This window comes from Caldifarcimen microaerophilum, assembly GCF_055387105.1.
Map to the genome: position 1 here is coordinate 2,267,494 of NZ_AP038914.1, position 22,273 is coordinate 2,289,766.

Annotated in this window: 17 protein-coding genes; 4 read left to right on the forward strand and 13 right to left on the reverse strand. The window is 59.9% G+C overall.

Translation table 11 applies throughout. The features are described from left to right. Window positions 1-5: 5 nt before the first annotated feature. The 13 genes from AC6HU3_RS10675 to prfB form a co-directional block, all read right to left on the reverse strand. A complete protein-coding gene (locus tag AC6HU3_RS10675; RefSeq protein ID WP_497473742.1) occupies window positions 6-1,079 on the reverse strand; it encodes a winged helix DNA-binding protein in 1,074 nt (357 codons plus the stop codon). 2 nt (window positions 1,080-1,081) lie between these two features. Beyond that, entirely contained in the window at window positions 1,082-2,116 is a 1,035-nt protein-coding gene (locus tag AC6HU3_RS10680; RefSeq protein WP_497473743.1) for a DUF1028 domain-containing protein, read from the reverse strand. 15 nt (window positions 2,117-2,131) lie between these two features. After that, window positions 2,132-2,983, reverse strand: coding sequence for an MBL fold metallo-hydrolase (locus AC6HU3_RS10685; protein ID WP_497473744.1), 852 nt, complete (start codon window positions 2,981-2,983; stop codon window positions 2,132-2,134). A gap of 503 nt (window positions 2,984-3,486) precedes the next feature. After that, window positions 3,487-5,028 (reverse strand): FG-GAP repeat domain-containing protein, encoded by a 1,542-nt coding sequence (locus AC6HU3_RS10690; protein ID WP_497473745.1) that lies wholly within the window; start codon window positions 5,026-5,028, stop codon window positions 3,487-3,489. A gap of 34 nt (window positions 5,029-5,062) precedes the next feature. Beyond that, the gene (locus tag AC6HU3_RS10695) at window positions 5,063-5,407 is read right to left on the reverse strand and encodes a HepT-like ribonuclease domain-containing protein (protein ID WP_497473746.1); all 345 of its coding nucleotides are present in this window, start codon (window positions 5,405-5,407) and stop codon (window positions 5,063-5,065) included. Continuing rightward, window positions 5,404-5,697: a nucleotidyltransferase family protein gene (locus tag AC6HU3_RS10700; RefSeq protein ID WP_497473747.1), complete on the reverse strand. Its 294-nt coding sequence runs from the start codon at window positions 5,695-5,697 to the stop codon at window positions 5,404-5,406. The genes AC6HU3_RS10695 and AC6HU3_RS10700 overlap by 4 nt, the downstream gene beginning before the upstream one ends. Before the next feature lie 132 nt (window positions 5,698-5,829). Continuing rightward, complete coding sequence (locus tag AC6HU3_RS10705; protein WP_497473748.1) at window positions 5,830-7,389, reverse strand: FG-GAP repeat domain-containing protein; 1,560 nt, start codon at window positions 7,387-7,389, stop codon at window positions 5,830-5,832. 213 nt (window positions 7,390-7,602) lie between these two features. Then, a complete protein-coding gene (locus AC6HU3_RS10710) occupies window positions 7,603-10,431 on the reverse strand; it encodes a metallopeptidase domain-containing protein (RefSeq protein ID WP_497473749.1) in 2,829 nt (942 codons plus the stop codon). 210 nt (window positions 10,432-10,641) lie between these two features. Next, window positions 10,642-11,829, reverse strand: coding sequence for an MFS transporter (locus AC6HU3_RS10715; protein WP_497473750.1), 1,188 nt, complete (start codon window positions 11,827-11,829; stop codon window positions 10,642-10,644). After that, window positions 11,822-13,411 carry a hypothetical protein gene (locus tag AC6HU3_RS10720; protein ID WP_497473751.1) on the reverse strand — a complete coding sequence of 530 codons (1,590 nt, stop codon included), beginning with the start codon at window positions 13,409-13,411 and terminating at the stop codon, window positions 11,822-11,824. Before AC6HU3_RS10720 ends, AC6HU3_RS10715 begins: the two co-directional genes overlap by 8 nt. A 13-nt stretch (window positions 13,412-13,424) precedes the next feature. Beyond that, entirely contained in the window at window positions 13,425-14,444 is a 1,020-nt protein-coding gene (locus AC6HU3_RS10725; protein ID WP_497473752.1) for an isocitrate dehydrogenase (NAD(+)), read from the reverse strand. Next, window positions 14,441-16,858 (reverse strand): DNA gyrase subunit A, encoded by a 2,418-nt coding sequence (gene gyrA, locus AC6HU3_RS10730; RefSeq protein ID WP_497473753.1) that lies wholly within the window; start codon window positions 16,856-16,858, stop codon window positions 14,441-14,443. Before gyrA ends, AC6HU3_RS10725 begins: the two co-directional genes overlap by 4 nt. After that, entirely contained in the window at window positions 16,858-17,967 is a 1,110-nt protein-coding gene (gene prfB, locus AC6HU3_RS10735; protein ID WP_497473754.1) for a peptide chain release factor 2, read from the reverse strand. The genes gyrA and prfB overlap by 1 nt, the downstream gene beginning before the upstream one ends. A gap of 119 nt (window positions 17,968-18,086) precedes the next feature. Here prfB and AC6HU3_RS10740 point away from each other — a divergent pair, with 119 nt between their 5' ends. Genes AC6HU3_RS10740 through AC6HU3_RS10755 form a run of 4 tightly spaced genes read left to right on the forward strand, consistent with a single transcriptional unit; the run spans window position 18,087 to window position 21,986 of the window. Continuing rightward, window positions 18,087-18,302, forward strand: coding sequence for a hypothetical protein (locus AC6HU3_RS10740; RefSeq protein ID WP_497473755.1), 216 nt, complete (start codon window positions 18,087-18,089; stop codon window positions 18,300-18,302). Between the two features lie 16 nt (window positions 18,303-18,318). Further along, window positions 18,319-19,026 carry a DUF1573 domain-containing protein gene (locus AC6HU3_RS10745; RefSeq protein WP_497536320.1) on the forward strand — a complete coding sequence of 236 codons (708 nt, stop codon included), beginning with the start codon at window positions 18,319-18,321 and terminating at the stop codon, window positions 19,024-19,026. Continuing rightward, window positions 19,023-20,438 carry a cbb3-type cytochrome c oxidase subunit I gene (locus AC6HU3_RS10750; RefSeq protein WP_497473756.1) on the forward strand — a complete coding sequence of 472 codons (1,416 nt, stop codon included), beginning with the start codon at window positions 19,023-19,025 and terminating at the stop codon, window positions 20,436-20,438. Before AC6HU3_RS10745 ends, AC6HU3_RS10750 begins: the two co-directional genes overlap by 4 nt. 12 nt (window positions 20,439-20,450) lie before the next feature. Next, entirely contained in the window at window positions 20,451-21,986 is a 1,536-nt protein-coding gene (locus tag AC6HU3_RS10755; RefSeq protein WP_497473757.1) for a c-type cytochrome, read from the forward strand. Window positions 21,987-22,273 lie beyond the last annotated feature (287 nt).

Consider the following 22,273-nt stretch of genomic DNA (forward strand, 5'->3'; position numbering starts at 1 on the left):
GGCGCCTATATTGTGGGGCTTTTTCCCCGGTCTTGCAAGCCGGCGCATCCTTCGAGATCTCCGGAGGCTTTGACACACCGGAGGAACCGGAGCAGTTCGCCAGGACGCCAGGGGCGTTCGGGCAGTGCGGGGAGATCCATGGACAGGCGATCCGCAAGCGCCCGGGCCGCCTTCAACGCCCGTTCTCCCTCAAGGGGAGGAAGAGAAAGAACTTCGGTGATTCCCGTGAGTTCCGTCCCGGCCAGAATGATGCCCACACGAAACGGGAAACGGATCCAGCGATCCCCCATCCGGCCCACCACAGGATCGTCCATGGGGGGCAGGGCAGCGCCCGGGGGGACATCATCCACCCCCAAGATGCTCCCCGCCGCCACAAGGGGAAGCCCCGGAACCCACACCCGGAGATCCGGATCATACCGGGTCTCCCACGCCTTCACCACCTGTGCATAGGAGAGATGAAGGACGGGGGTACGCATTCGGATCCACCGGGGGTCTTCCTGAACCCGCTCGCCTGGACCATGGAGGCCCGGAGCATACATGCGAAGTGCACCCGCATCGGTCCAGGCCGTGTGGGGCAGAACCACTTCACCTTCCACAAAGTTCTCCAGCGTGTTGAGGACAAACGTTTTTCCGCTTCCCTCCGGCCCGGATATGCCGACGGGCTCGCCCTCGTGGAACGCCTCCAGCCAGATGGCGAGGTCACGGGAGGGAAGGCCAAAGTGTTCGTTCATCCAGTCCACCCATGCGTGCCGAATACTGGGGCGAAGGCCCTGGATCTTTTCGGCCACCTCCTCCAGGGTTACGGGCACCGGCCCCACATAGGGGTCTTTACGAAGCGCGTCGGAGGCCCGTTCCAGCCCCTTTTCCGTGAGGGAATAGAGGGCAGCACCCGTGGTGGTGGAACCCCGCTGGATTACAAACCCCTGGTGCTGGAGATGCTGGAGAAGGGCGGTGAGCGTGCCGGGCGGGAGGGCCACCTGCTCAAAGATCATCTGGGGGGTGAGCGAACCGTGCATGTAAAGCGTTTTGAGCACCAGATCCACCACCGCTTCCTGGTGAATTCCCCGGAGACCCGCCATGGTTATTTCCCCTTCCGAAGGGCGTTTTCAAACTTCATGAGCTGCTCTCTGAAAAACGGGTTGTCTGGATCGGCCTGAAGGGCCTTTTTCTCCATTTCCACGGCCTCCCGGTATCGTCCGGCAGCATACAGGGCTTCCGCATAGGTGTCCATGATGTTCGGATCGTCCGGTGCAAGAAGGTGGGCCCGACGCGCGGCTTCCAGAGTCTCCTCCGGATACATTCTCAAAAGGGCAAAGGACCAGGCCAGGCTGTTCAGCACCTCGGGATCCCGCACGCTGTCCCGAAGGGCTTTCACAAGGAGATCATGGGCACGCTCGATCAGGGCTGATCGGTGGAGGGAGTCTTCTTTCGCGAGGCGGAGATAGGCCGGTGCGAGAAAGGCGTATTGCCACTTCTCATAGAGTCTGCGCAGCTCTTTCACAGGTTCGCGCTGGTCCACCACCTTGAGGTCCACCAGGCGGTCGTCCACACCCAGATATCCACCCCGTGACCGGACCACATAGAGGGCGGCGGACTGCTTCCCCCGACGGTCTCCACCGGCCGCCTCCCCGGCCTCCAGGGCCCGGAGCAATCGCTCGGCAAGGGGGCCCCGGGTGGACGTGAAAACCCGGAGCATGGTGTCCACCACGTCCGGCCCGGTCAGGATGTTCCCCTGCACACAAACATAAGGCCCCGACCGGTGTCCCGCCCAGGGGAGGGTGCCCTCGCCCGTGAAATGGACACACCGTCCGGTTCTGTCCATCACGGCCACCTGGCGGAATTCCGGTGCGGTGTCACGGGAAAGGAGAACATGGAGGACGCTGTCTGCGGGGAGACCCTCCTTCAGGAGTTCCAGTCCCCAGGGACCGTAATAGGGATTGGCCAGGGCCTGGGTGGCCACCGCCCCCACTTCGGCTTCAAGCCAGGGAACGATATAGCCCACATCCAGCACGCGGGAGGCCACCGCAATGCCCCACTCCCGGGTTTCGGGGTCATGGCCCACAATGGAAAAGGTCCCCACAGGGGGAAGTGTGACCAGCAACCACAGGCCGATCATGGCCGCCTCCTGGTTTCAGATCTGGTGCGTTTCCTCCGGAAGGGCTTCAAACACCGGATGGCGTTCCCCCTCCCGGAGAAAGCCCAGGGTGGGAAGGCGTTCGTGCTCAAACACAAGAAGCCATTCTTCCCGGATCATCCGGGGATAGAGGGCTTTCCGGGCCTGGAGGCTCACCAGGGGCTCCAGGTCATAGGCCATAATGTAGGGAAGAGGGAGGTGGTGGCGGGTGGGTGCCAGATCCGCAAGAAACACCGCCTTCCGCCCTTGCGATTCCACAAGAACCACCTGATGCCCCGGGGTGTGCCCCCCGGTGGGCAGGCACCAGATGCCCGGGAGGATCTCCGTGGTGCCGGAGAGGGGTTCCAGACGGCCTTCCCGATAGAGGGGCTCGAAAAAGCGGGGGAGGTAGCTTGCCCGGTTCCGTTCATGGGGAAAGAGGGCATCGGCGAGTTCCCGGGCCTGGACCACATAGCGGGCGTTGGGATAGCGGGGCCGGATCTGTCCTTCCTCCTCCACCACGTTTCCGCCGATGTGATCGAAATGGAGATGGGTGAGGATCACGAGATCCACATCCTCGGGGCTGTAGGGGGTGCCGTCCAGCGGGTCGCGGGGCTGGATGGCATAGATATCCCGTTCCTTCTCGCTCCAGATCCACCCCAGGCCCGTGTCCACCATCACCAGGTGATCGTCCGTTTCCACCAGCAGAACGTTGCTTCCCAGGGGAATCCGGTTGCGCTCGTCCGGTGGAAGAAGCCGGCTCCAGATCACCCGGGGCACCACCCCGAACATGGCCCCCCCGTCCAGCGCAAAGGTTCCCCCCGAAGAAACGGTCAGTCGAACCGAACCCATGGTGAGGCTGCGAACCATTGATTCCTCCTTTGCGTGTGATTATCGGGGAGGGAAGAAAAACCTTCAAGGTCTCGCGCGCACTCAACGCCGGGCAGGCGTTCGGACACGTCCGCCATACCCTCACAAAAGTACCGCCTGCAGCAACGCCCGTGTCCTCGTCCACTGCAGGGGCAATCGTGGGAGGCTGACGGCCTCCCATCTATCACGACCTAATGGGAAAATCTGAGCCTATTCTAAAATATCGCGAGGTTATCTACGATGCCGGACGACCATCGCTCCCTTCGCTCTTTTGGGAACATGGTAATGACCACCACCCCTCACCCATGGTTTTCAGGGCATGTCAAGGTGCAAACGGGGCCTCCGTCCCCTCATCCAGGAGATCGCGAGGAGGACGGACCCGAGGAACATCGTGACCGCCATGAGATGATCGTGCCTGTCCATCAGGAGGGTATAATGGCGCAAATGATGAAAGGCAAAAGCAGGAGGGAAGGCTTTTCTTTGAGGAGAAGCATTGACTTGTTCTACTTGGTTACAAGGACCTTTACCGTCGTCTCCGGCAACGTGATGAAATATCCCCCCGGGGGGAGAAAAAGCGTACGAGCATCTCCCGAAAAAACTTTCCGTCCGGCAAGATCAAAAACCGTCACGGGACGGGAGCGCCGGAAGGCCAACCCTCCCGGAATCAAGCGAAAACCGTGATCGTTTCCAGGTTCGGGACGGGTTTCCTCCACATCGGTGGGGCGATCGAAAATATAGGTGCCATAAAGAATGGAGTTGACCACAAGCTCCGAAAGACCGTCTCCGTCCACGTCTCCTGCAGCAAGGGCACAACCCGAGGTGTTCAGTGTGGTGTCGGACCAGAGAACCTTCCCGGTGGACGATAGCAGGAAAAGCCCTTCGGATACCGTGCAGAACACGCTTTCCAGTCCCGGCGCAGGGGAAAAATCTCCCACAATGGGACCCTGCAAAAGGAATCCTGCTCCACTTGCGGTGGGCAGGGCGGTTTCCCAGATCAGGTATCCCTGAGATGTCAGGGCTCGCGCGATGAATCCACCCACACCGCACACAATTTCCATATTCCCATCGTTGTTGATGTCCGCAAAGGCCTGAAGGTGCCCCATGCACTGAAAATACTGGTTTTCAAGGGTTCCTGTGGCTCCATCTAAGATATACGTGTAGTTGATCAACATCCCACCGGTGCCAGCAGCAAGCAGTTCCTTGCTCCCGTCACCGTCCAGGTCCAGCACCGCAAAGGGACCGGCCACGCTGTCCCCATTGGGGGGAGTGCGGGACCATACCGTGTCTCCCTTAGCATTGTACATCACAAGCCTCAAATCCACCACACTCCACAACGCAAACTCCAGAGAATCATCTCCATTGATATCCCCGAATGGAATCCAGTAATAAGGGTAAAAGGTTGAAAGGCGTATTTTCGACCAGACCAGCGAGTCCTGGCATTGCCCACCCGAGCGGGATGCGCAGGGAATCAAATAGTACAAATTGGAAGGCGCGTAATGGGCCATACCGCCGATGACAATTCCGGGAACGCCGTTCTTTTCGAGGTCCACAACATACACAGGTGTTCGTGGACACCGCGTATCGGAAGTGTTGTAGACCGGCAGCTGGATCATCCCGTCCACCGCCTGGCGGGCTGCGTCCAGAATCCAGATACGATGGGAATCCTCCATCGCCACGATCTCCACCACCCCGTCCCCATCCACATCCCCAAGGGCAGGGGTGTTTCTGCAGAAACGTGCCGAATCCGGCAGGGGAAAGCGCCACTCCACCCTCCGATGGGGAACATCCAGCACCTGAAGTTCCAGGGCCTTTTGCACGACCACTTCATTGATCCCGTCCCCATCCACATCGCCAATCACCGGCTGCCCAGCCGCTGCTCCCCCCACCGTATCCATCCAGAAAAGCACCATTTCCGCAAGATCCTCTCCCGTTTGCGTCTGCACCGCCCGTCGGGACAGCGATCCCTGATCCACCATCCACCACCCCTCCTTCGCCACCTCCACCGGCGGAATCATCTGACTTATGAGCGAGAGTAAGCACAGCATAATGCGTTTTTCTCGAGGAAGGGGATCAAATACTTCAATCAGGAATTTCTTCCAGCATTTTCTGAAAAGGATCGCGCAGGGGTGGAATCTCCTGGGTGATAACGGCCCAGATGATTTCCAGATCCACGCCGTGGTATTCGTGAATCAATTTGTCCCGCATACCGGCCATGGACTTCCAGGGAATGGATGGGTAACGTTCCCTAAGATTCTGAGGAATCTTCTTCGCTGCTTCTCCCATCACCTCCAGACTGCGGATCACCGCGTTCACCGTTTTTTTGTCGTTTGCAAAGGCTTCAAAATCCATCCCCGCGATAAAATCTTCGATGTCTTCGATCGAGGAAACGATATCCAGAAGATAGTCCCTGATGGTGCGTTTCATACTGGAATGGCCTCTTTCAGGATGTTCCGGCCGATGTGGGGTTTGAGGGCTTTTCGGGTCACAAGGTCCACCTTTCTTCCAAGAAGATGACTCAGATATTCTTCCAGTTCAAGAAACTGGAACAGCCCGATGGGGTGTTCAAACTCCACCAGGAGATCAATGTCACTGTCCTCTGTAGATTCACCCCGCGCAAACGATCCGAACACCGCCAGAGATCGGACACCATACCGTTCTCTCAATTCTTTCTTGTGTTCGGCCAGAACCTTCAGGATGCCTCTGAGCGTATCCATTGCACGCGCATCCTCCCTTTTGCAGGCATTCATAGTATAAAGGGTGTGTCCCGGGCCTGTCTATCCCTGCCCATCCTGTTTCTCTGCTTGTGGGAGTGTCTTTTTCACGTCCTTCACGTGAGCCGGGTGACCTCACTTCCCCACCACCATCTTGAGGGTTGTCTCTGGCAGGCTCACCACATACCCGCCAGGCAGAAGTCGGAGCGTGCGGGTTTTCCCCGAAAAAACTTTCCGGCCTGTCAGGTCATAGACCGTTACGGGAGAGGAGCGTCTCAGCGCAAACCCTCCCGGAATCAGGCGAAAACCGCGATCGTTTCCGGGTTCGGGGCGGGTTTCCTCCACGTCGGTGGGGCGGTCCAGGATGTAGGTGCCATAAAGAATGGAGTTGACCACAAGCTCCGAAAGACCGTCTCCGTCCACGTCTCCTGCAGCAAGGGCACAACCCGAGGTGTTCAGTGTGGTGTCGGACCAGAGAACCTTCCCGGTGGACGATAGCAGGAAAAGCCCTTCGGATACCGTGCAGAACACGCTTTCCAGTCCCGGCGCAGGGGAAAAATCTCCCACAATGGGACCCTGCAAAAGGAATCCTGCTCCACTTGCGGTGGGCAGGGCGGTTTCCCAGATCAGGTATCCCTGAGATGTCAGGGCTCGCGCGATGAATCCACCCACACCGCACACAATTTCCATATTCCCATCGTTGTTGATGTCCGCAAAGGCCTGAAGGTGCCCCATGCACTGAAAATACTGGTTTTCAAGGGTGCCTGTGGCTCCATCTAAGATATACGTGTAGTTGATCAACATCCCACCGGTGCCAGCAGCAAGCAGTTCCTTGCTTCCGTCACCGTCCAGGTCCAGCACCGCAAAGGGACCGGCCACGCTGTCCCCATTGGGGGGAGTGCGGGACCAGAAAATCGAACCATCGGCTTTCAAAACCGTAAGCAGATCCGGATTCGGAACGAAATTCCAGAAACTCATCTCCAGTTGACCATCCCCATCGTAATCCTCAATGGGCATAGGTGGAGGTTCCGTAACCGAGATCTCTTTCTGCCAGATCACAGTATCCCGACACTGGCCTCCGGTACGGGCATAGCAGGGGAGAAGGTAATACAGATTGGTACGTGTGTCCGACGTGGGTCCCTGTCCTCCCACCACAATGCCCGGTGTGCCGTCCCCTTCCAGATCCACCACATACATGTGGGTTTTGGGACAGGTGAGACCAGGACTCCGAAAGAACACCGGCAACTGGATCATCCCGTCCACCGCCTGGCGGGCTGCGTCCAGAATCCAGATACGATGGGAGTCCTCCATCGCCACAATCTCCACCACCCCGTCCCCATCCACATCCCCCAGGGCAGGGGTGTTTCTGAAACAAAATCCCCCAAAACGTGCGGAATCGGGAGGTGTAAACTGCCATTCGATGGTTCGATCCGGGACATCCAGCACCTGCAACATTCTGTGTTTCAGAACCACCACCTCGTTCATACCATCGCCATCCACATCCCCGATCAGGGGGGACCCTGTTGCTCCAGCCCCCACCGTATCCATCCAGAAAAGCACCATTTCCGCAAGATCCTCTCCCGTTTGCGTCTGCACCGCCCGTCGGGACAGCGATCCCTGATCCACCATCCACCACCCCTCCTTCGCCACCTCCACCGGCGGAATCATCTGCACAGCAAGCAGAAGCAGCCACATGGTTTCACCTGCGTTTTTCCCCCTCCCCCAGCCCCTCCCACCAGGGGAGGGGAGAATGCATCCCATCCAATTCCCTTCGGAGATTGCCCGGATCCCCCGTGATGCGTCGCAGGGATATTTCGTGGACACCGGAAAGCATACCCCCCCTCCCCCTTGACGGGGGAGGGAAGGGGTGGGGGTGACGGATTTCCCCGGGACTCAGCCAAGTTGCCCTCACCAAACCGTCACCACCTTCTGTTTCGCCACCCGACCATCCGGAAGCACCGCACGGATCACATACAACCCCGGACGGGGTGCCTCAAAGCGCGCCCGCAATCCATTGTCCACCACCCCAACCCGCCGGCCCAGGGCATCCAGCAACTCAAACCGCGCCGGAATCCCGCTCCCCACCTGCACCTCCAGCGCACGTCCCATTCCCCTCACCACAAGATGTGGCACCACCTTCACCGCCCCTTCATACGGATTCCGGTTGATGTCCAGCTCCGCATAATCCATCACACGATAGGGAGGAACACCGGGTTCCTGCAAAGGATCCCATCCTGTCGGCGTCACGAAGACCATCCGGAGTTTGCCGGCACCGGTGGGGGCGATGTGGAAACCCTCTTTGTCCGCCGGATCGGTCACAAAGGTCTCCGCTCCCCACCTACCGTTCGCGGCATCCCACACCCGTTTGAACACACCAGCGGGGAGGGCGTTCCAGGACTGGAGACGCCGGTACAGCAACACACCTCCTTCCAGCGCCAGCAGTTCGCCCACCGTCAGACCATAGGCCGGACCCCAGCTGCCGTTCGTGAAGGTCCTGTAGCGGAGGGTGTCCCCATCCTGCCAGACCACCCCATAGCCTCCACCGGGAAGGGTGTCCACCAGGGGTGTGGTCCCGATGCCGAGAAGCGTCTTCTCCCAGCCTTTTGAGGTCTTCCAGGCGGCATAGACGCTGCCGTCCCGGGTATACACCACCACACCATCGTCTCTCGAACGGGCGGCCCCATCCACCCTCGTTTCGCCTGTTCCCGTCCACTGGTCCACCGTCTCCCGGGCAAGCGTGCCGGAAGGAGTGGCGAGAAGCCACACCACTTCGTGGTGGTTCTGGAAGTCCCGCGCTGCATAGGCATGGAAAAAGAGAGAGTCCAGGTTGGTCATGGCGTGGGATTCAAACCCCCATCCGGGAGAAAGACTTGCAAGATCCACTGGATCCTGCCAGTTCCAGCGCACCGCAGTGGAGGTGGCGCGCCTCCGGCACCGCAGACGCAGGGTGGACCCCCGGGTGTAGCCCACACAATACCGGGGACGCAGACCGCGAACCGTCATTTCCTCATAATACCCCGCGGAGGCAAAGTCCACCCCCGAGTCCACCGGCCAGGCCGCCTCCCACAGCCATCCCAGGTCATCGGGACCGGCATAAGAAAGGGCGGCATAGAGATACCCTTTCGCCCGGTACAGAAGCAGCAAACGGTCGGACCAGTCCGGCCCCCACGCCACCAGACGCCGTTCCGCCGGCGTCCCCAGCGCCTTCCCCGTGTCCGTCTGGATAAAGTTCGTGTAGATGTCGGCGGTGACTGTATGAGCACTTTGATCCACCCGAATATTCCGAATCACGACGTGGGTGGCCAGAAGCTGGGCCACGTTCTCTTCGTCAGCCTCCGGATAGGTCAGGATGTTGCAGCCAAAATAACGTTCCCCTGCCGTATCGTGCAGCGTGCCCGAAGGAAACACGTCGATCCGGGAGATTTCGGATCCGCTGCGCTCGATGCCGTATCCGTCTGATGAAGGATTGGAAAAGGTGGAAAAGATGTTTCGGACACGCTGGCTGAACTGAACCGATGGATTGAACAGGTCATAGGGGGAGCGGGAACCGTACATCGGGTCATGATCAATCACGTGATCGGCCACAAATCCCCCGTATCCCTGCGCCAGATAGCCCCACTCGGCGATGCCGATGTCGTTGAGATCATACCCCCACACCGGATCTTCCGTGGAGTTGTTCACCGCCACCCCGATGGTGTCCCACTGACCGATGGCCAGCTCGTTGTCCTCGGGTTTGGATTTTTCAAGAAAATACGAGGGAAAGGCATTCAGGATGTGCTGGATGAACAGTCCACCGTCACTCGCCAGAAACCGCGCCCAGGTGGAATCGTTTTTGAAATAGGCCCCCATCAGGAAATACTGCTCGGCGGCAAAACTGGTCCCCGGACCCGTGCCTGTGGGAATGCGATAGATGGGACCACCAGAAAAGTAATCCGGAATCACCGCACCGGTGAGGGTGGTTCGGGGCGCCACGTCGATGACGGTGGCATAGCCTTCAATCCGCGCCCGGTCCCAGAGGCTCAGAGGCCACAAGCCCGGCTCCGGGCGGGGCCAGTGGGTCACCATCAGAGAATAGGCCCCCACACGAGCACTCAAACTGTGGGGATTGGGCACCGAACAGGAATCGGTGGTGTCCCGAACACCAGGATCGTATTTGTCTGGCAGGCCCAGATGGTGGCCAAATTCATGGGCCATGCCATACCGAAATCCTTCAATGCCCCAGGAATGGAAAAGTCTTCCAATGTGATGGGCATAACTCAAGGTGGTTCCGCTTCGGAGCTCAACGGTCACCCCATCCTGGGTCACATAGGTCGTCCCCAGATCGGGGTGTCCCGCCGCATAGCCTCCGAACGTGTAACGGGGGATAATCACGATGATGGCCCCTTCGTCCACTTTGCCATCCCCATCCCGATCGTATCGGGAGAAGTCAATCACAGAATCCAGCCGTGTCAGGACATCCCGAACAAAGCGCCCGCGGTCAAAATCGCTGGTGTCGCCATATTGATCCGGCATGAGCAGGACCGAATCCGAAACCAGTTCTCCGGCAATTTTCATCCTCCCCTGCGAGTCCCAGAACCAGAAACTGGACAGACTCCACCGGTACGATCCCACGTGGAGCAGGGACGTGTCGAAGGGCCAGGGGATGAGAAGAGAGTCCCAGGCAGGGGGAAGTTCCTGTCCCCATCCGTCGTTGTTGAAATCTTCCAGAATTCCGGTGACCACGATCAGGTGGCGCATCGTGTCGGGGAGATCCACGAGGGAGACAGCGTTCAGGGACTGGGAGGTGTCGTAGGCCTGAGCGCAGATCCACGCATCAGGAGAGGAGAGGAGAGGAGCATGAGGCTTAAGGCAATCATGACAACCCTCCTGTTTGAAAAGCCACCGGGAAGATACAGCGAGAGACGGAGATTGTCAAGATGCGGGGGTCAGCCCCTTGCAGCAGGTGGGTCAGGATCCGCTGAAAGGCTGTCTCACGGTACGAGAAACCGCCAGCCCGAATCCCCCGAGTCCTGCAAGGCCCATGATCAGCGCGGCGGTGAACGCGCCCTCCACGCCGGATACCTCCGCCACCCCACCGCCCACCAGGGGGCCGGAGGCAAACCCGATGGCGAACGCGCTTTCCAGCACACTCACCGTGGACGCAAGCCCCAGACGCCTGCCCCGACGGGCCATCAGGGCCAGAGCGCCCGGAACGGCCAGACCTCCCCCCACACCTGTGATGAGGGATGCAAGGAAAAAGCCCGGATATCCCCCGGAGAGGATGAAGATCAGAAGACCCCCCACCACCAGGACATTCCCCGACAAAATCCAGAGCACCTCCTTCCGGAACCGGTCAATCAGCGCTCCCACGGGATACTGAAACAGGGTCATCAGCACCAGCTGGAGGGTGATGAGCGTGCCCACACCCGCGGCCGAAATCCCCCGTTCGAGACCCAGAAGGGGCAGAAACGCCATCACCACGCCCCGACCGAAGGCAATGCCCAGCCGGAGGACAAACAATCCAAACACAAAGGGGTCTCTGAGAACAACCCGGATGGACTCCAGGAAAGACCGGGATCGACGGGCTCCCGTCACCGGCATCTCCGGAATGCCCAGAAGCAAGATCACAAGGGTGCACCCCATCAAACCGGCCATCCCCCAGAAGGGTGCACGCCAGGTCAGGTGTTCCAGCAACCATCCTCCCAGTCCGGGCCCCAGAGAGAAACCGAGGAAAAAGGCAACGTTCAAAAGGGCGAGCCGTCGGGTTTCCGTTTGTTCCGGGCCTCCGTACACCGTGTAGACATAGATGGCCGGAAGATACAGCGCCATGCCCAGTCCCTGAAGGAGACGCCCCCCCACCAGGATCCATGGCGTGGACGCCCGGGCCATCCCGATTCCAGCAATCACGCCCAGGAGGAGTCCTCCCGCGAGGAACGCCCGGGGCCGGGCCACCCGGTCCAGGAGATGGCCCGTTCCGGACAGGGCAATGGCGCGGGCCAGAGAAACGCCGGAGAACGCCAGTCCCACAAGCACCGCGCTGCCCGCCAGGGCACGTACACCGATGGAAACGGCGGGAACGGTCAACCCGCTTCCGAAAAAGACCAGGGCGTGGAGGAGAAGAAGGCGGGAAATCCGGAGACGGGCTGGATCATCCATCGCGCGTTTCGTCCGAAAGAGAAAACCGGTAAACGGTCCATCCCTCCTCCTCTCGACCTTTCACCCCCAGCACCATGCGGATCCCCTCCGAGACCATCCGGATGGACGGGATCCGTATGGTCACCCGATCCCGCTGGACGTCCATGCTCACCGGGACACCATACACTTCTTCCGCAAGAAGGGCGAGTTTCCACCACAGGGGCTGGTGATTCCAGCCCTTTCGCTCCAGGAATGCCTCGAAACTCCGGGCGGACAATGTGGAAAGGAGCTCGTTCAGTTCATGTTCTTCCAGATGGGGGATGCGGGGCTCGAGAACGGTGGGTTCTCCCCGAAGAACCCAGACACCTGCCAGAACGAGGGGAAAACCCCAGACGAGGAGCACCTGATAGAGAAACGGTGCGCCCTGGGCAAGAAGGAAGAGACTCCCGGGGATCATCCAGGCGAACAGCGCAAACGAGAGGGCCACCAGCGCACCGTAGCGCTGAAGGACCAGCCCGAACGCCAGGGCAGACACCCCACCGATGACCAGTCTGTACAGGAAGGGAAGGGCTCCCCACCCCAGAGGAGGGGGGAAAAGGGGACCCGCCCCCAGAAGAACCAGGAAGCCCCACACCGTCCAGCGAGGAAGGATGGAAAAAGACAGCAGAACCAGCCACAATCCCGTGAGGAGGAAAGACATTTCAAAGGCCCTGTGGAGAAGGTGGAGGGCAGGGAGAGATCCTGCAAGGAGGAAGGGGTCCGGAAACATTCGTACCGATTGAGGCAAGAAACGCATGAATCCCACCGTGGGAACCGACCAGAACATGGCCAGCGCAACCCCCAGGAACACACTTCCCCCCACCCACCGGGGAGGGCGTTTCCGGAAGATGAGGAAATAATCCTGCACGAGGGTCGGCTGAATCCGTCTCAGACGTTCCAGCACCCACGCGAGGGCAAGCCAGAGCACAAGGATTTCGAGAAGAAGAACCGCCCAGTAGGGGCCGTGGAAAAAGAGTTCCATATCCGGTGGGGCATTTCTGCGCTCCAGAAACGCAAGCCCCTTCAAGCCGGGCACCATCTGAAGCCGGTTGAGCATGGAGAGGGTCCCCCACACCATACCCCAGCCCAGGGCCTCCCGATGGGCAAGGAGAGAGGTGCGACGCCGGATGCCCAGCATCAGGGCGACAAAAGCGAGAAGCCAGAAGATCCGGACATAGAACGGGCGGGGGGAAGAGGTCGGAACCTCCACGTGGCCGGGTTTCACCCGCCATCCCTGCTCGTCCACGTCCACATTGTCGATCCGGAAGGGGATGTTCAGGCGTTCAAGGCGCACCCGCCACATGCTCGGAGGCCATGCACCACAGAGGAGGTGCTCCCCCCGCAGAGATCCGTCAGGGTAGGCAAGCCAAACCAGGGTGTCGCAGGCGTGTTCCGGAAGAACCGCACCTTCCCGAACCGCCGGATGGCCCGGAACCCCGTATTCATCCAGAACAAGGGGTTTCTTTTGGGGAAAAGCGGCACGCTGGTATGGATTCAACCCCACAAGCAGGGCCAGAGAAACCACCGCCCCTGCGGCGAGGGTCAGGATTGTGAGCGGTCTCATGCAGACGGATGCTTCAGGAGGTCAGGTGCGCCACAATGGCCTCACCCATCTGGGACGTGGTGGATGTTCCTCCCATATCGGGGGTGCGCACCTTCCCCTCCCGCAGAACCGCGGCCACCGCATCCCGGATCCGCCGGGCCGCGTCGTGTTCTCCCAGGTGATCCAGCATAAGCGCTGCGGAAAGCACCATGGCAATGGGGTTGGCAATGTTTTTCCCTGCGATGTCGGGAGCGCTCCCGTGGACCGCCTCAAACACCGCGGCCTCATCCCCAATGTTCCCGCTGGGCGCAAACCCCAGCCCCCCCACCAGTCCGGCGGCCAGGTCTGAAAGAATATCGCCATACAGGTTTTCGGTGAGCACCACGTCAAAGCGCTCGGGCCGGATCACCATCTGCATGGCCGCGTTGTCCACGATGAGTTCCTCATATTCGATCTCCGGATATTCCACCTCCACCTTGCGGATGGCCTCCAGAAAGAGACCGTCGGAGAGCTTCATGATGTTGGCCTTGTGGATGGCGGTCACTTTTTTCCTTCCCCACTTCCGTGCGAGTTCAAAGGCAAACCGCGCAATACGCAGGGAAGCTTTTTCCGTGATCACTTTCAGGCTTTCCACCACCCCCGGAACCACCACGTGTTCCAGACCGGAGTACAGGTCTTCCGTGTTCTCCCGGATGATCACCATGTCCACATGCTGGAAGGGTGTGTCCACCCCCTCGAACTTGACCACAGGCCGGACATTGGCATAGAGTTCCAGCATCTTCCGGATCCGGACGTTCACGCTCCGGTAGCCCGTGCCCACGGGGGTGGTGAGGGGCCCCTTCAGGGCCACGCCGTTCCGGCGAATGGAGTCAATCACCCGTTCAGGAAGGGGGTCGCCGTACAATCCGAGGGCGGCTTCTCCAGCCTGGACTTCCTCCCATTCCACAGGAACACCTGTGGCTTCCACCACCTGAACGGCCACCCGGGTGATTTCCGGACCGATGCCGTCCCCGGGAATCAGTGTGACACGATAGGGTTTTGAATTCACTGTCAATCCTCCTCAATCCGTGCAACGTCCACAACCCGATCTTCAAGGTCCAGTTTGAACAGGCGAACGCCCTGAGAAACCCGCCCGGTCTCCCGGATTTGTTCCACCCGGATACGGATGGATTTTCCGCTTTGAGCAATGAGGAGCACCTGATCTCCGGAGGTCACCCGGAGCACACGCACCACCGGGCCGGTTTTCCGGGTGATTTCATGGATCTTCACACCCCGTCCGCCCCGGTGGATTTTCCGGATTCCCTGAACGGGCGTTCGTTTCCCGAACCCCCGTTCGGTCACGACGAGAAGGGTGTCGTCTGGAAGAACGGGGGTGGCATCCACCACCACATCCCCATCCCGCAGGAGAACGCCCCGAACGCCCCGGGCCGTGCGCCCCATGGGCCGGGCTTCCTTCACATCAAAGCGCACGCCCATGCCGTTGCGAGTGGCAAGAAGCACCTCTTCGTCCTCCCGCACGGGAAGGACCGTGACCACCTCGTCATCTTCGTCCAGGCGGATGGCGATGATGCCTCCCCGGTGAGCGTTCCGGAACGCCGCAAAGGGCGTGCGCTTCACAATCCCCTTCCGGGTGATGAAAAGAAGGTGGAGATCCTTTGGGATTTCCCGGAAGGGAAGGGCTGCCCGCACCACATCACCATCCAGCTGGATCAGGTTGGACACGGGACGGCCCCGTCCCGCGACGCTTCCCTCGGGCAGTTCATACACCTTCAGGGTGTAGGCTTTGCCGGAGCGGGTCAGGAAGAGCACGTGGTCATGGGTCCGCACGACCTCCACCAGAACCGGCCAGTCCTCCCCGTGGAGGCGGATGGCCTGTTTGCCCACACCACCCTTGCTCTGGCTCCGGAAGGCTTTGAGGGGCGTGCGCTTGATGTAGCCCGCATGGGTCAGGGTCACCACCACATCCTCATCCGGAATCAGGTCTGTGATATCGAAATCTTTGCGCAGACTTCCCGCCCGGATTTCCGTCCGGCGGCTGTCCCCGAACCGAACCTTGAGGTCCAGGAGCTCCTTGCGGATTTCCTCCATCCGGAGTTCGTGGGACGCGAGAAGGGCCCGGTACCGCTCGATGTCCGAAAGGAGGTTGCGATATTCCTCCTGGATCTTCTCTCGCTCCAGCCGGGTCAGCTGGTGGAGACGCATCTCCAGGACCGCCTTCACCTGGGCGTCCGAAAGGCCAAAGGCCTCTTTCAGCCGTTCGCTGGCCTGTTCCCTGTTTTCCGACGCCCGAATGATGGCGATGGCCCGGTCCAGGTCGTCCAGGATGGTGAGAAAGCCCTCCAGGATGTGGGCCCGCTCCTCGGCTTTCCGCAAACGGAACTGGGTTCGCCGGATGACCACGTTTTCCCGGTGGGCGAGATACTGGGAAAGGAGCTCCTTGATGTTGAGCAGTTTGGGTTCACCGTCCACGAGCACCAGGAAAATCATGCTGAAGGAAATCCGGAGGGGCGTGTGAAGAAGGAGCTGATTCCAAAGGATCTCCGGATCGTGACCCCGTTTGACCTCCACCACCAGGCGGATTCCCTCCCGGTCGGATTCATCCCGAAGGTCCGCCACGCCGTCCAGCTTTTTGTTTCGAACGAGTTGGACGATCCGGTCAATGATGGTGGACTTGCTCACCATATAGGGGATTTCCCGGATCACGATCCGGGCGTTTTTTCCCTTGGGGGTCTCGATTTCCGCCCGGGCCTCCACGATCACCCGACCCCGCCCGGTGCGATAGGCCTCAAAAAACCCCTCATCCCGATAAAGAATCCCGGCGGTGGGAAAATCCGGGCCTTTCAGATGCTGGAGAATGTCGGATATTTCCAGATCGGGGTTGTCAATCAGGGCAACCAGGGCATCCACCACCTCGGAGAGGTTGTGGGGAGGGAGACTCGTGGCCATGCCCACCGCAATCCCTGTCGTTCCATTGCAGAGCAGGTTGGGAAACTTTCCGGGCAGAACCACGGGTTCCTGAAGGCGCCCGTCAAAGTTGGGGATCCAGTCCACCGTCTCCTCTTCGATCCCCTCCAGCATTTCCAGGGCGATGGGGGACAACCGGGCCTCGGTATACCGGTAGGCCGCAGGAGGGTCCCCGTCAATGGACCCGAAGTTCCCCTGCCCCTCCACCAGGGGATAACGAAGGGAAAAATCCTGGGCCATCCGGACCAGGGCTTCATACACCGGGCTATCGCCGTGGGGGTGATATTTCCCGATCACCTCACCCACCACGGTGGCGGACTTCCGGAAGGGCCGTCCCGGCAGAAGGCCCAGGTCATACATGGCATAGAGAATCCGGCGCTGAACGGGCTTCAGGCCATCCCGAACATCGGGAATGGCCCGGCCCACAATGACGGACATGGCGTAATCAATGTAGGATCGTTTGAGTTCCTCTTCGATCACACTGTCCAGAATCTGTTCGGGCATTAATGGGCCTCCTTTTCAGCCTGCATGCGCAGCCACGCACGAATGAATTCGTCAATCTCCCCGTCCAGCACACGGTCGGCCTGGGGGATTTCCACGCCGGTGCGGTGGTCTTTCACCAGGCGATAGGGATGCAGCACATAGGAGCGGATCTGGTGCCCCCACGCGATGTCGGATTTTTCCCCCTCCAGGGCCTGGAGTTCTTTCTCCCGCTGCTGGCGATAATGCTCATACAGACGGGCCTTGAGAATCCGCATGGCCAGCTCTTTATTCTGGTGCTGGGAGCGCTCTGACTGGACCGCCACCGTGATCCCGGTGGGGATGTGAATGATCCGGACGGCGGTCTCGTTTTTCTGCATGTGCTGGCCGCCCGGCCCGCTGGATCGGAAGGTGTCAATCCGGAGGTCTTTGGGATTGATTTCCACCTCCACATCCGGCATTTCGGGGGTCACCCAAACCGAGGCAAAGGAGGTGTGGCGGCGCTGGTTGGCATCAAAAGGCGAGATGCGCACCAGACGGTGCACCCCCTTTTCCGCCTTGAGATAGCCATAGGCGTAGGGACCTTCCACCAGAACCGAGGCGTGCTTGATGCCCGCTTCCTCCCCGGGAATCAGGTCCAGCACCCGGGTTTTGTAGCCCCACCGCTCTGCCCAGCGCAGATACATCCGGAGGAGCATCTGGGCCCAGTCCATGGATTCCGTCCCCCCCGCCCCCGGGTTGATGGTCAGGATGGCGTTGTGCTGGTCCTCCGGGCGGTTCAGCATCGCCCGGATTTCCAGATCTTCCATGGCTTTCAGAATGTCTGCCCGCTCTCGCTCCACCTCCCCTTCCAGGGTGGGATCTTCCTGGAGCATCTCCTCCAGAACCTCCAGATCCTCCACCCGCTGACGAAGGGCTTCATATTCCTCCACCACCTTTTTGAGAAGGGACAGTTCGGCCATAAGTTTCTGGGCACGCTGGGGATCCTCCCAGAAGTCCGGACGGGCCGCTTCCTTCTCGATTTCCTGGATGCGTGCCCGCTTCTCCTCCACGTGGAGATAAACCGCAATATCCTCCATTCGCCGAAGAAGCTCTTCCCGTTCCACGGAACACTCCTTGTGGGTTTGACGCATGGAGTATACAGAAAAAGCCCGGTTCTATCAATCAAAACTGCTCCTCCGGAAGGTTGAAAGAACCGGTTGGATTCTGTATCTTTCCCATCAGCGTTGAGTTCCGAAACAGGAGGTCCAGGATGCGGGTGCAGGACGATTATTGTGAGGTGGTGGCGCTGGCCGCCTTTGCCCTGGGTGTCGTGATCGGGGGCGCCGTCGCCACGGTGTATCACCAGATCAACCGTCCCCCCACCCCTCAGGAGCGCATTCAGGAGATTGCGGAGCGCTCCCTTGAGGAGGTGAACCGTCTCCGGAAAGAGGTGCTCAAAAGGCTGGATGAATTGAAGCGGCGCTGATGCGCCGGCAGGGGTGATGATGCTGATCGGTCTCCTGGTGGCCCTGTCCGGGGTGGTGGCTTTCACGGAATCCGTGTTTGTCGTGCCGGACACGATCCCGGAAGGGAAAAACGTTCGACATGCCTTTCGGCTCTGGAACATTGGAACGGACACCCTTTATATTCTGAAGGCGGAGGCCGATTGCGGATGCACGGTGGGTGAGATTTCCGACACCGCCCTGGCCCCGGGAGAAACCGCCCGTGTGGTCATGGTCTTTCACACCGAAAACTTTCCCGGCCCCTTCATCCGCCGGCTCTGGGTCCACACATCCGACAGTGCCCGACCCGTGGTTACCTTCACCCTCCGGGGGTTTGTGAAGGCCAAACCTTCTCCTGTGCTCTTTCTTCCCAAGCGCTGGATCCGGGCCGGGCACATCATGGTGGGAGAAGAAAAACCGGTTCCGGTGGTGGTGGTCAATCAGGGGGTCCGGGATCTTGTGATCCGGAAGGTGGTGATGGAAGACACCTTCCGCCTTCGTCTGGAAACGTCCCTGCCCCTTCGGATTCCGCCCGGCAAGCAGGATACCCTGACTTTTCTTCTCCGGGCCACCGAAAAGGGGCTGGTTCAGGCTCAGGTGGAGATCCACTCCAATGACCGGTATCGTCCGGTCCAGTTTGTCAATATCCAGGCAAGGATTTATCCAGCGAACGAAACGTCCTCGTCAAACCAGGGAGGTTCTCCATGACCCAGGTCCGTCCTGTGGTGAACGGGAAGCTTGTGCGATGGTCGGTCTATATTTCCCTTGGGGGAGTTCTCATTCCCCTGCTGGTGGCGGTGTTCATGGCCCATCTTCTGGTGTGGCCGGATCTCAACGGCGGCATCTCCTGGCTCAACTTTGGCCGTCTGCGGGTGTTCCACACCAACGGCGTGATCTACGGATGGCTGGGAATCTCCTTCCTGGCCATTCTGAACTACATCATCCCCAAACTCTCCAACCGCCCCCTGATCTCCGAAAAAATGGCCTGGGGAGGTCTGTTTTTCTGGACCCTGGGCGTGGCGGTGGGACTCCTGGGAATCCTGATGGGTCATATGGAGGGGATTGAATACGCCGAGATGCCCTGGTATGCCGATCTCCTCTTTGTGATCGGTTATGTGCTTGCCGCCACCACCTATCTGGGAACCATTTTCGCCTCCAGGGAAAAAAGTCTGTACGTGTCCCAGTGGTACTTCCTCCTGGGTCTCACCTTTACCGCCCTGAACTTCATTATGGCCAACACCATTCCCATGTACGTGGCTCCCGGTGCGGCGGGCGCGGCCATCACGGGACTGTGGATCCACAACGCGGTGGGGCTGTTTATCACGCCCATCGGTGTGGGCATCGTGTATTACATGCTCCCGGTGATGCTCCGCAAACCCATCTACAGCCATCTCCTTTCCCTCGTGGGCTTCTGGACCCTCGCCTTCTTCTATCCTCTGGGGGGGGCCCATCACTACTTTTTCAGCCCCATCCCCTGGTGGGTTCAGATCCTGGCCGTACCCCTGACAGCGGTTCTCTTTGTGGTGGTGGTCACGGTGGTGTACAACTGGCTCATGACCCTGAAGGGCGAATGGCACCAGGTGCCGAAAAGCCCGGCCCTGGCCTTTCTCGTGACGGGGATTTTCGCCTATATGGCCACCTGCACCCAGGGGCCTTTCCACACCCTCCTCACCGTCCAGAAGGTGATCCACTTCACCGACTGGGTGGTGGCCCACGCCCATCTGGCCCTGCTGGGCGCCTTCACCTTTTTCAACATCGGGTCCATCCTGTATATCTGGCCGAAGGTGACCGGACGCAAGCTCTATCGTCCCGGCCTGGCCTGGGCGTCCTATGTGCTCCTGGTGCTGGGGTTCTACGTGTTCTATTTCCTTCCCATCACGGCAGCGGGGCTGGTGGAGGGTTACATCTGGAAGAGCCTTGCGCCCTTTGCTGAAAGCGTGATCCACGCCAAACCCTTCTGGTTCACCCGCGTGATTGGAGGATATCTCATCTACACCGCCCTTCTGATCTTCGCGTACCAGCTTGTGATGACGGTGAAAAAGGGTGAGTGGATCGCAGAGGGTACGGTGGAAGCGGTGACGAAGGAAAGCGCCCTTCACGAAAAGGTTTTTGGACACTGAGGAGGAAGAGCCATGCGGGCATCCACGGTTTTTCTCATCGCAGGCGTTGGGTTTTTCCTGCTCTCCTTTGTCGGAATGGGCCTTGCCCCCTGGACCAGCCTGAAAGGACTCCAGCCTCCTCCGGGCTATCAGGTCCGGAGCGACCTGGAGGAATACGGGCGGAAGATCTTCATCCAGGAGGGATGCTGGCACTGCCACACCCAGTTTGTCCGTCCGGTGGTGAACGAAGCCCTGTATTTTGAAGGTCCCGTGTCCACGGCCGCGGAATACCTCTACGATGTGCCCCAGCTCTTCGGCACCCGGCGGATTGGCCCGGATCTGGCCCGGGAAGCCGGGAAAAAGTCTGACGACTGGCACTATGCTCATCTTTACAACCCGCGGTTTGTGGTTCCCTGGTCGGTGATGCCGGGGTATCCCTGGTATTTTGAGGAAAGAGACGGCAAGATCGTGCCGAAAAAAGAGGCGCAGGCCCTGGTGGCCTATCTCCAGAGCCTGGGGCGGGATCAGCTCCCGGCCATGCAGGCCATGGATTCCACCTATCGGGCGAACTTCTCCGTGGGGCCCCGGCCCCCGAAAACGCAGGATCTTGTGGAACGGGGACGGGAACTCTTTCTGCGGGAGTGCTCGGGCTGCCACGGTCCGGACGGAAAAGCCCGCACGGAGGCAGCACAGTTTCTCACCCCTCCTCCTGCAGACCTCACCGTGATCCACCCCCTGCCGGAATACGTGTACCAGGTGGTCTATCTGGGCATTCCCGGTTCATCCATGCCCCACTTCCGTCGCTACACCAATGACGACGTGTGGGCCATTGCCTATTATGTGGAGAGCCTGTATCGAGCGCCGGCCCTCCCGCCTTCGGCTCCTGAAAAAACGCCGGAACTCCTGGCCCGTGGAAAAGAGCTGTACGGTCAGGTGTGTGCCACCTGTCATGGACCCAGGGGCCTAGGCGATGGCCCCGCCGCGGCACCGCTGAAGCCCGCCGTCGCGAATTTCCGGGATCTTCGCCCGTCGGTCAAGCACGTGTTTGACGTTCTCGAAACGGGGATTCCGGGCACGGGGATGGCTGCCTATGCCCACCTTCCGGAGGAAGACCGGTGGGCGTTGAGCTATTACGTCCACGAACTCGCCATGGGCACGGAAGTCTTCACCGCGTCCACCCAGCCTGTGGCCCCTCCAAAGCCGGAAACCCCTCCACCTCAGGAGGAGAAGGCGACCCCCGCATCCCAGGCCGCGGGTCCCCAGCCCACGCCCGAACTTCTTGCGAAGGGGAAAACCGTGTATGAGCAGGTGTGCGCATCCTGCCACGGGGTGAACGGAGATGGCAAAGGACCGGCCGGTGCCGCCCTCAATCCGCCTGCTGCCGACTTCACCGACAGCGAGTGGATCAAGGGGAGCGGAAAACCTGAAGAGATCTTCCAGACCATCACGAACGGGATTCCGGGAACGGGCATGGCGCCCTTCGGACATCTGCCGGAAAAAGACCGGTGGGCGCTGGCCTATTATGTGAAAAGTTTCAGCGATCCAGAACTCCGGAAGCTTCTCAAATAACCGGTGCGATCGAATCCTTCTCTGGGGCGGGGGCAGATGCCCCCGCCTTTTTGTTCGTTTTTTTCTCTGACCGACCGGTTTCAGGAAACATTCTCATTATGAACGTTTTTTTCCTGGATTCTCTTTCCAGACCGGCTCCCTGTCCCGGTGGGATGCCCGTTCGGAACCTTGCAGGGTTCGGCGTTCTTGTCGAAAGTTCGTAAGCCTCCCTTCCCATGCCCGCTTCCGGGGGTTGCATCCTTCAGGGGATAACGCCTACAATTCACCCCGCCAACGGGAGGTTCTGC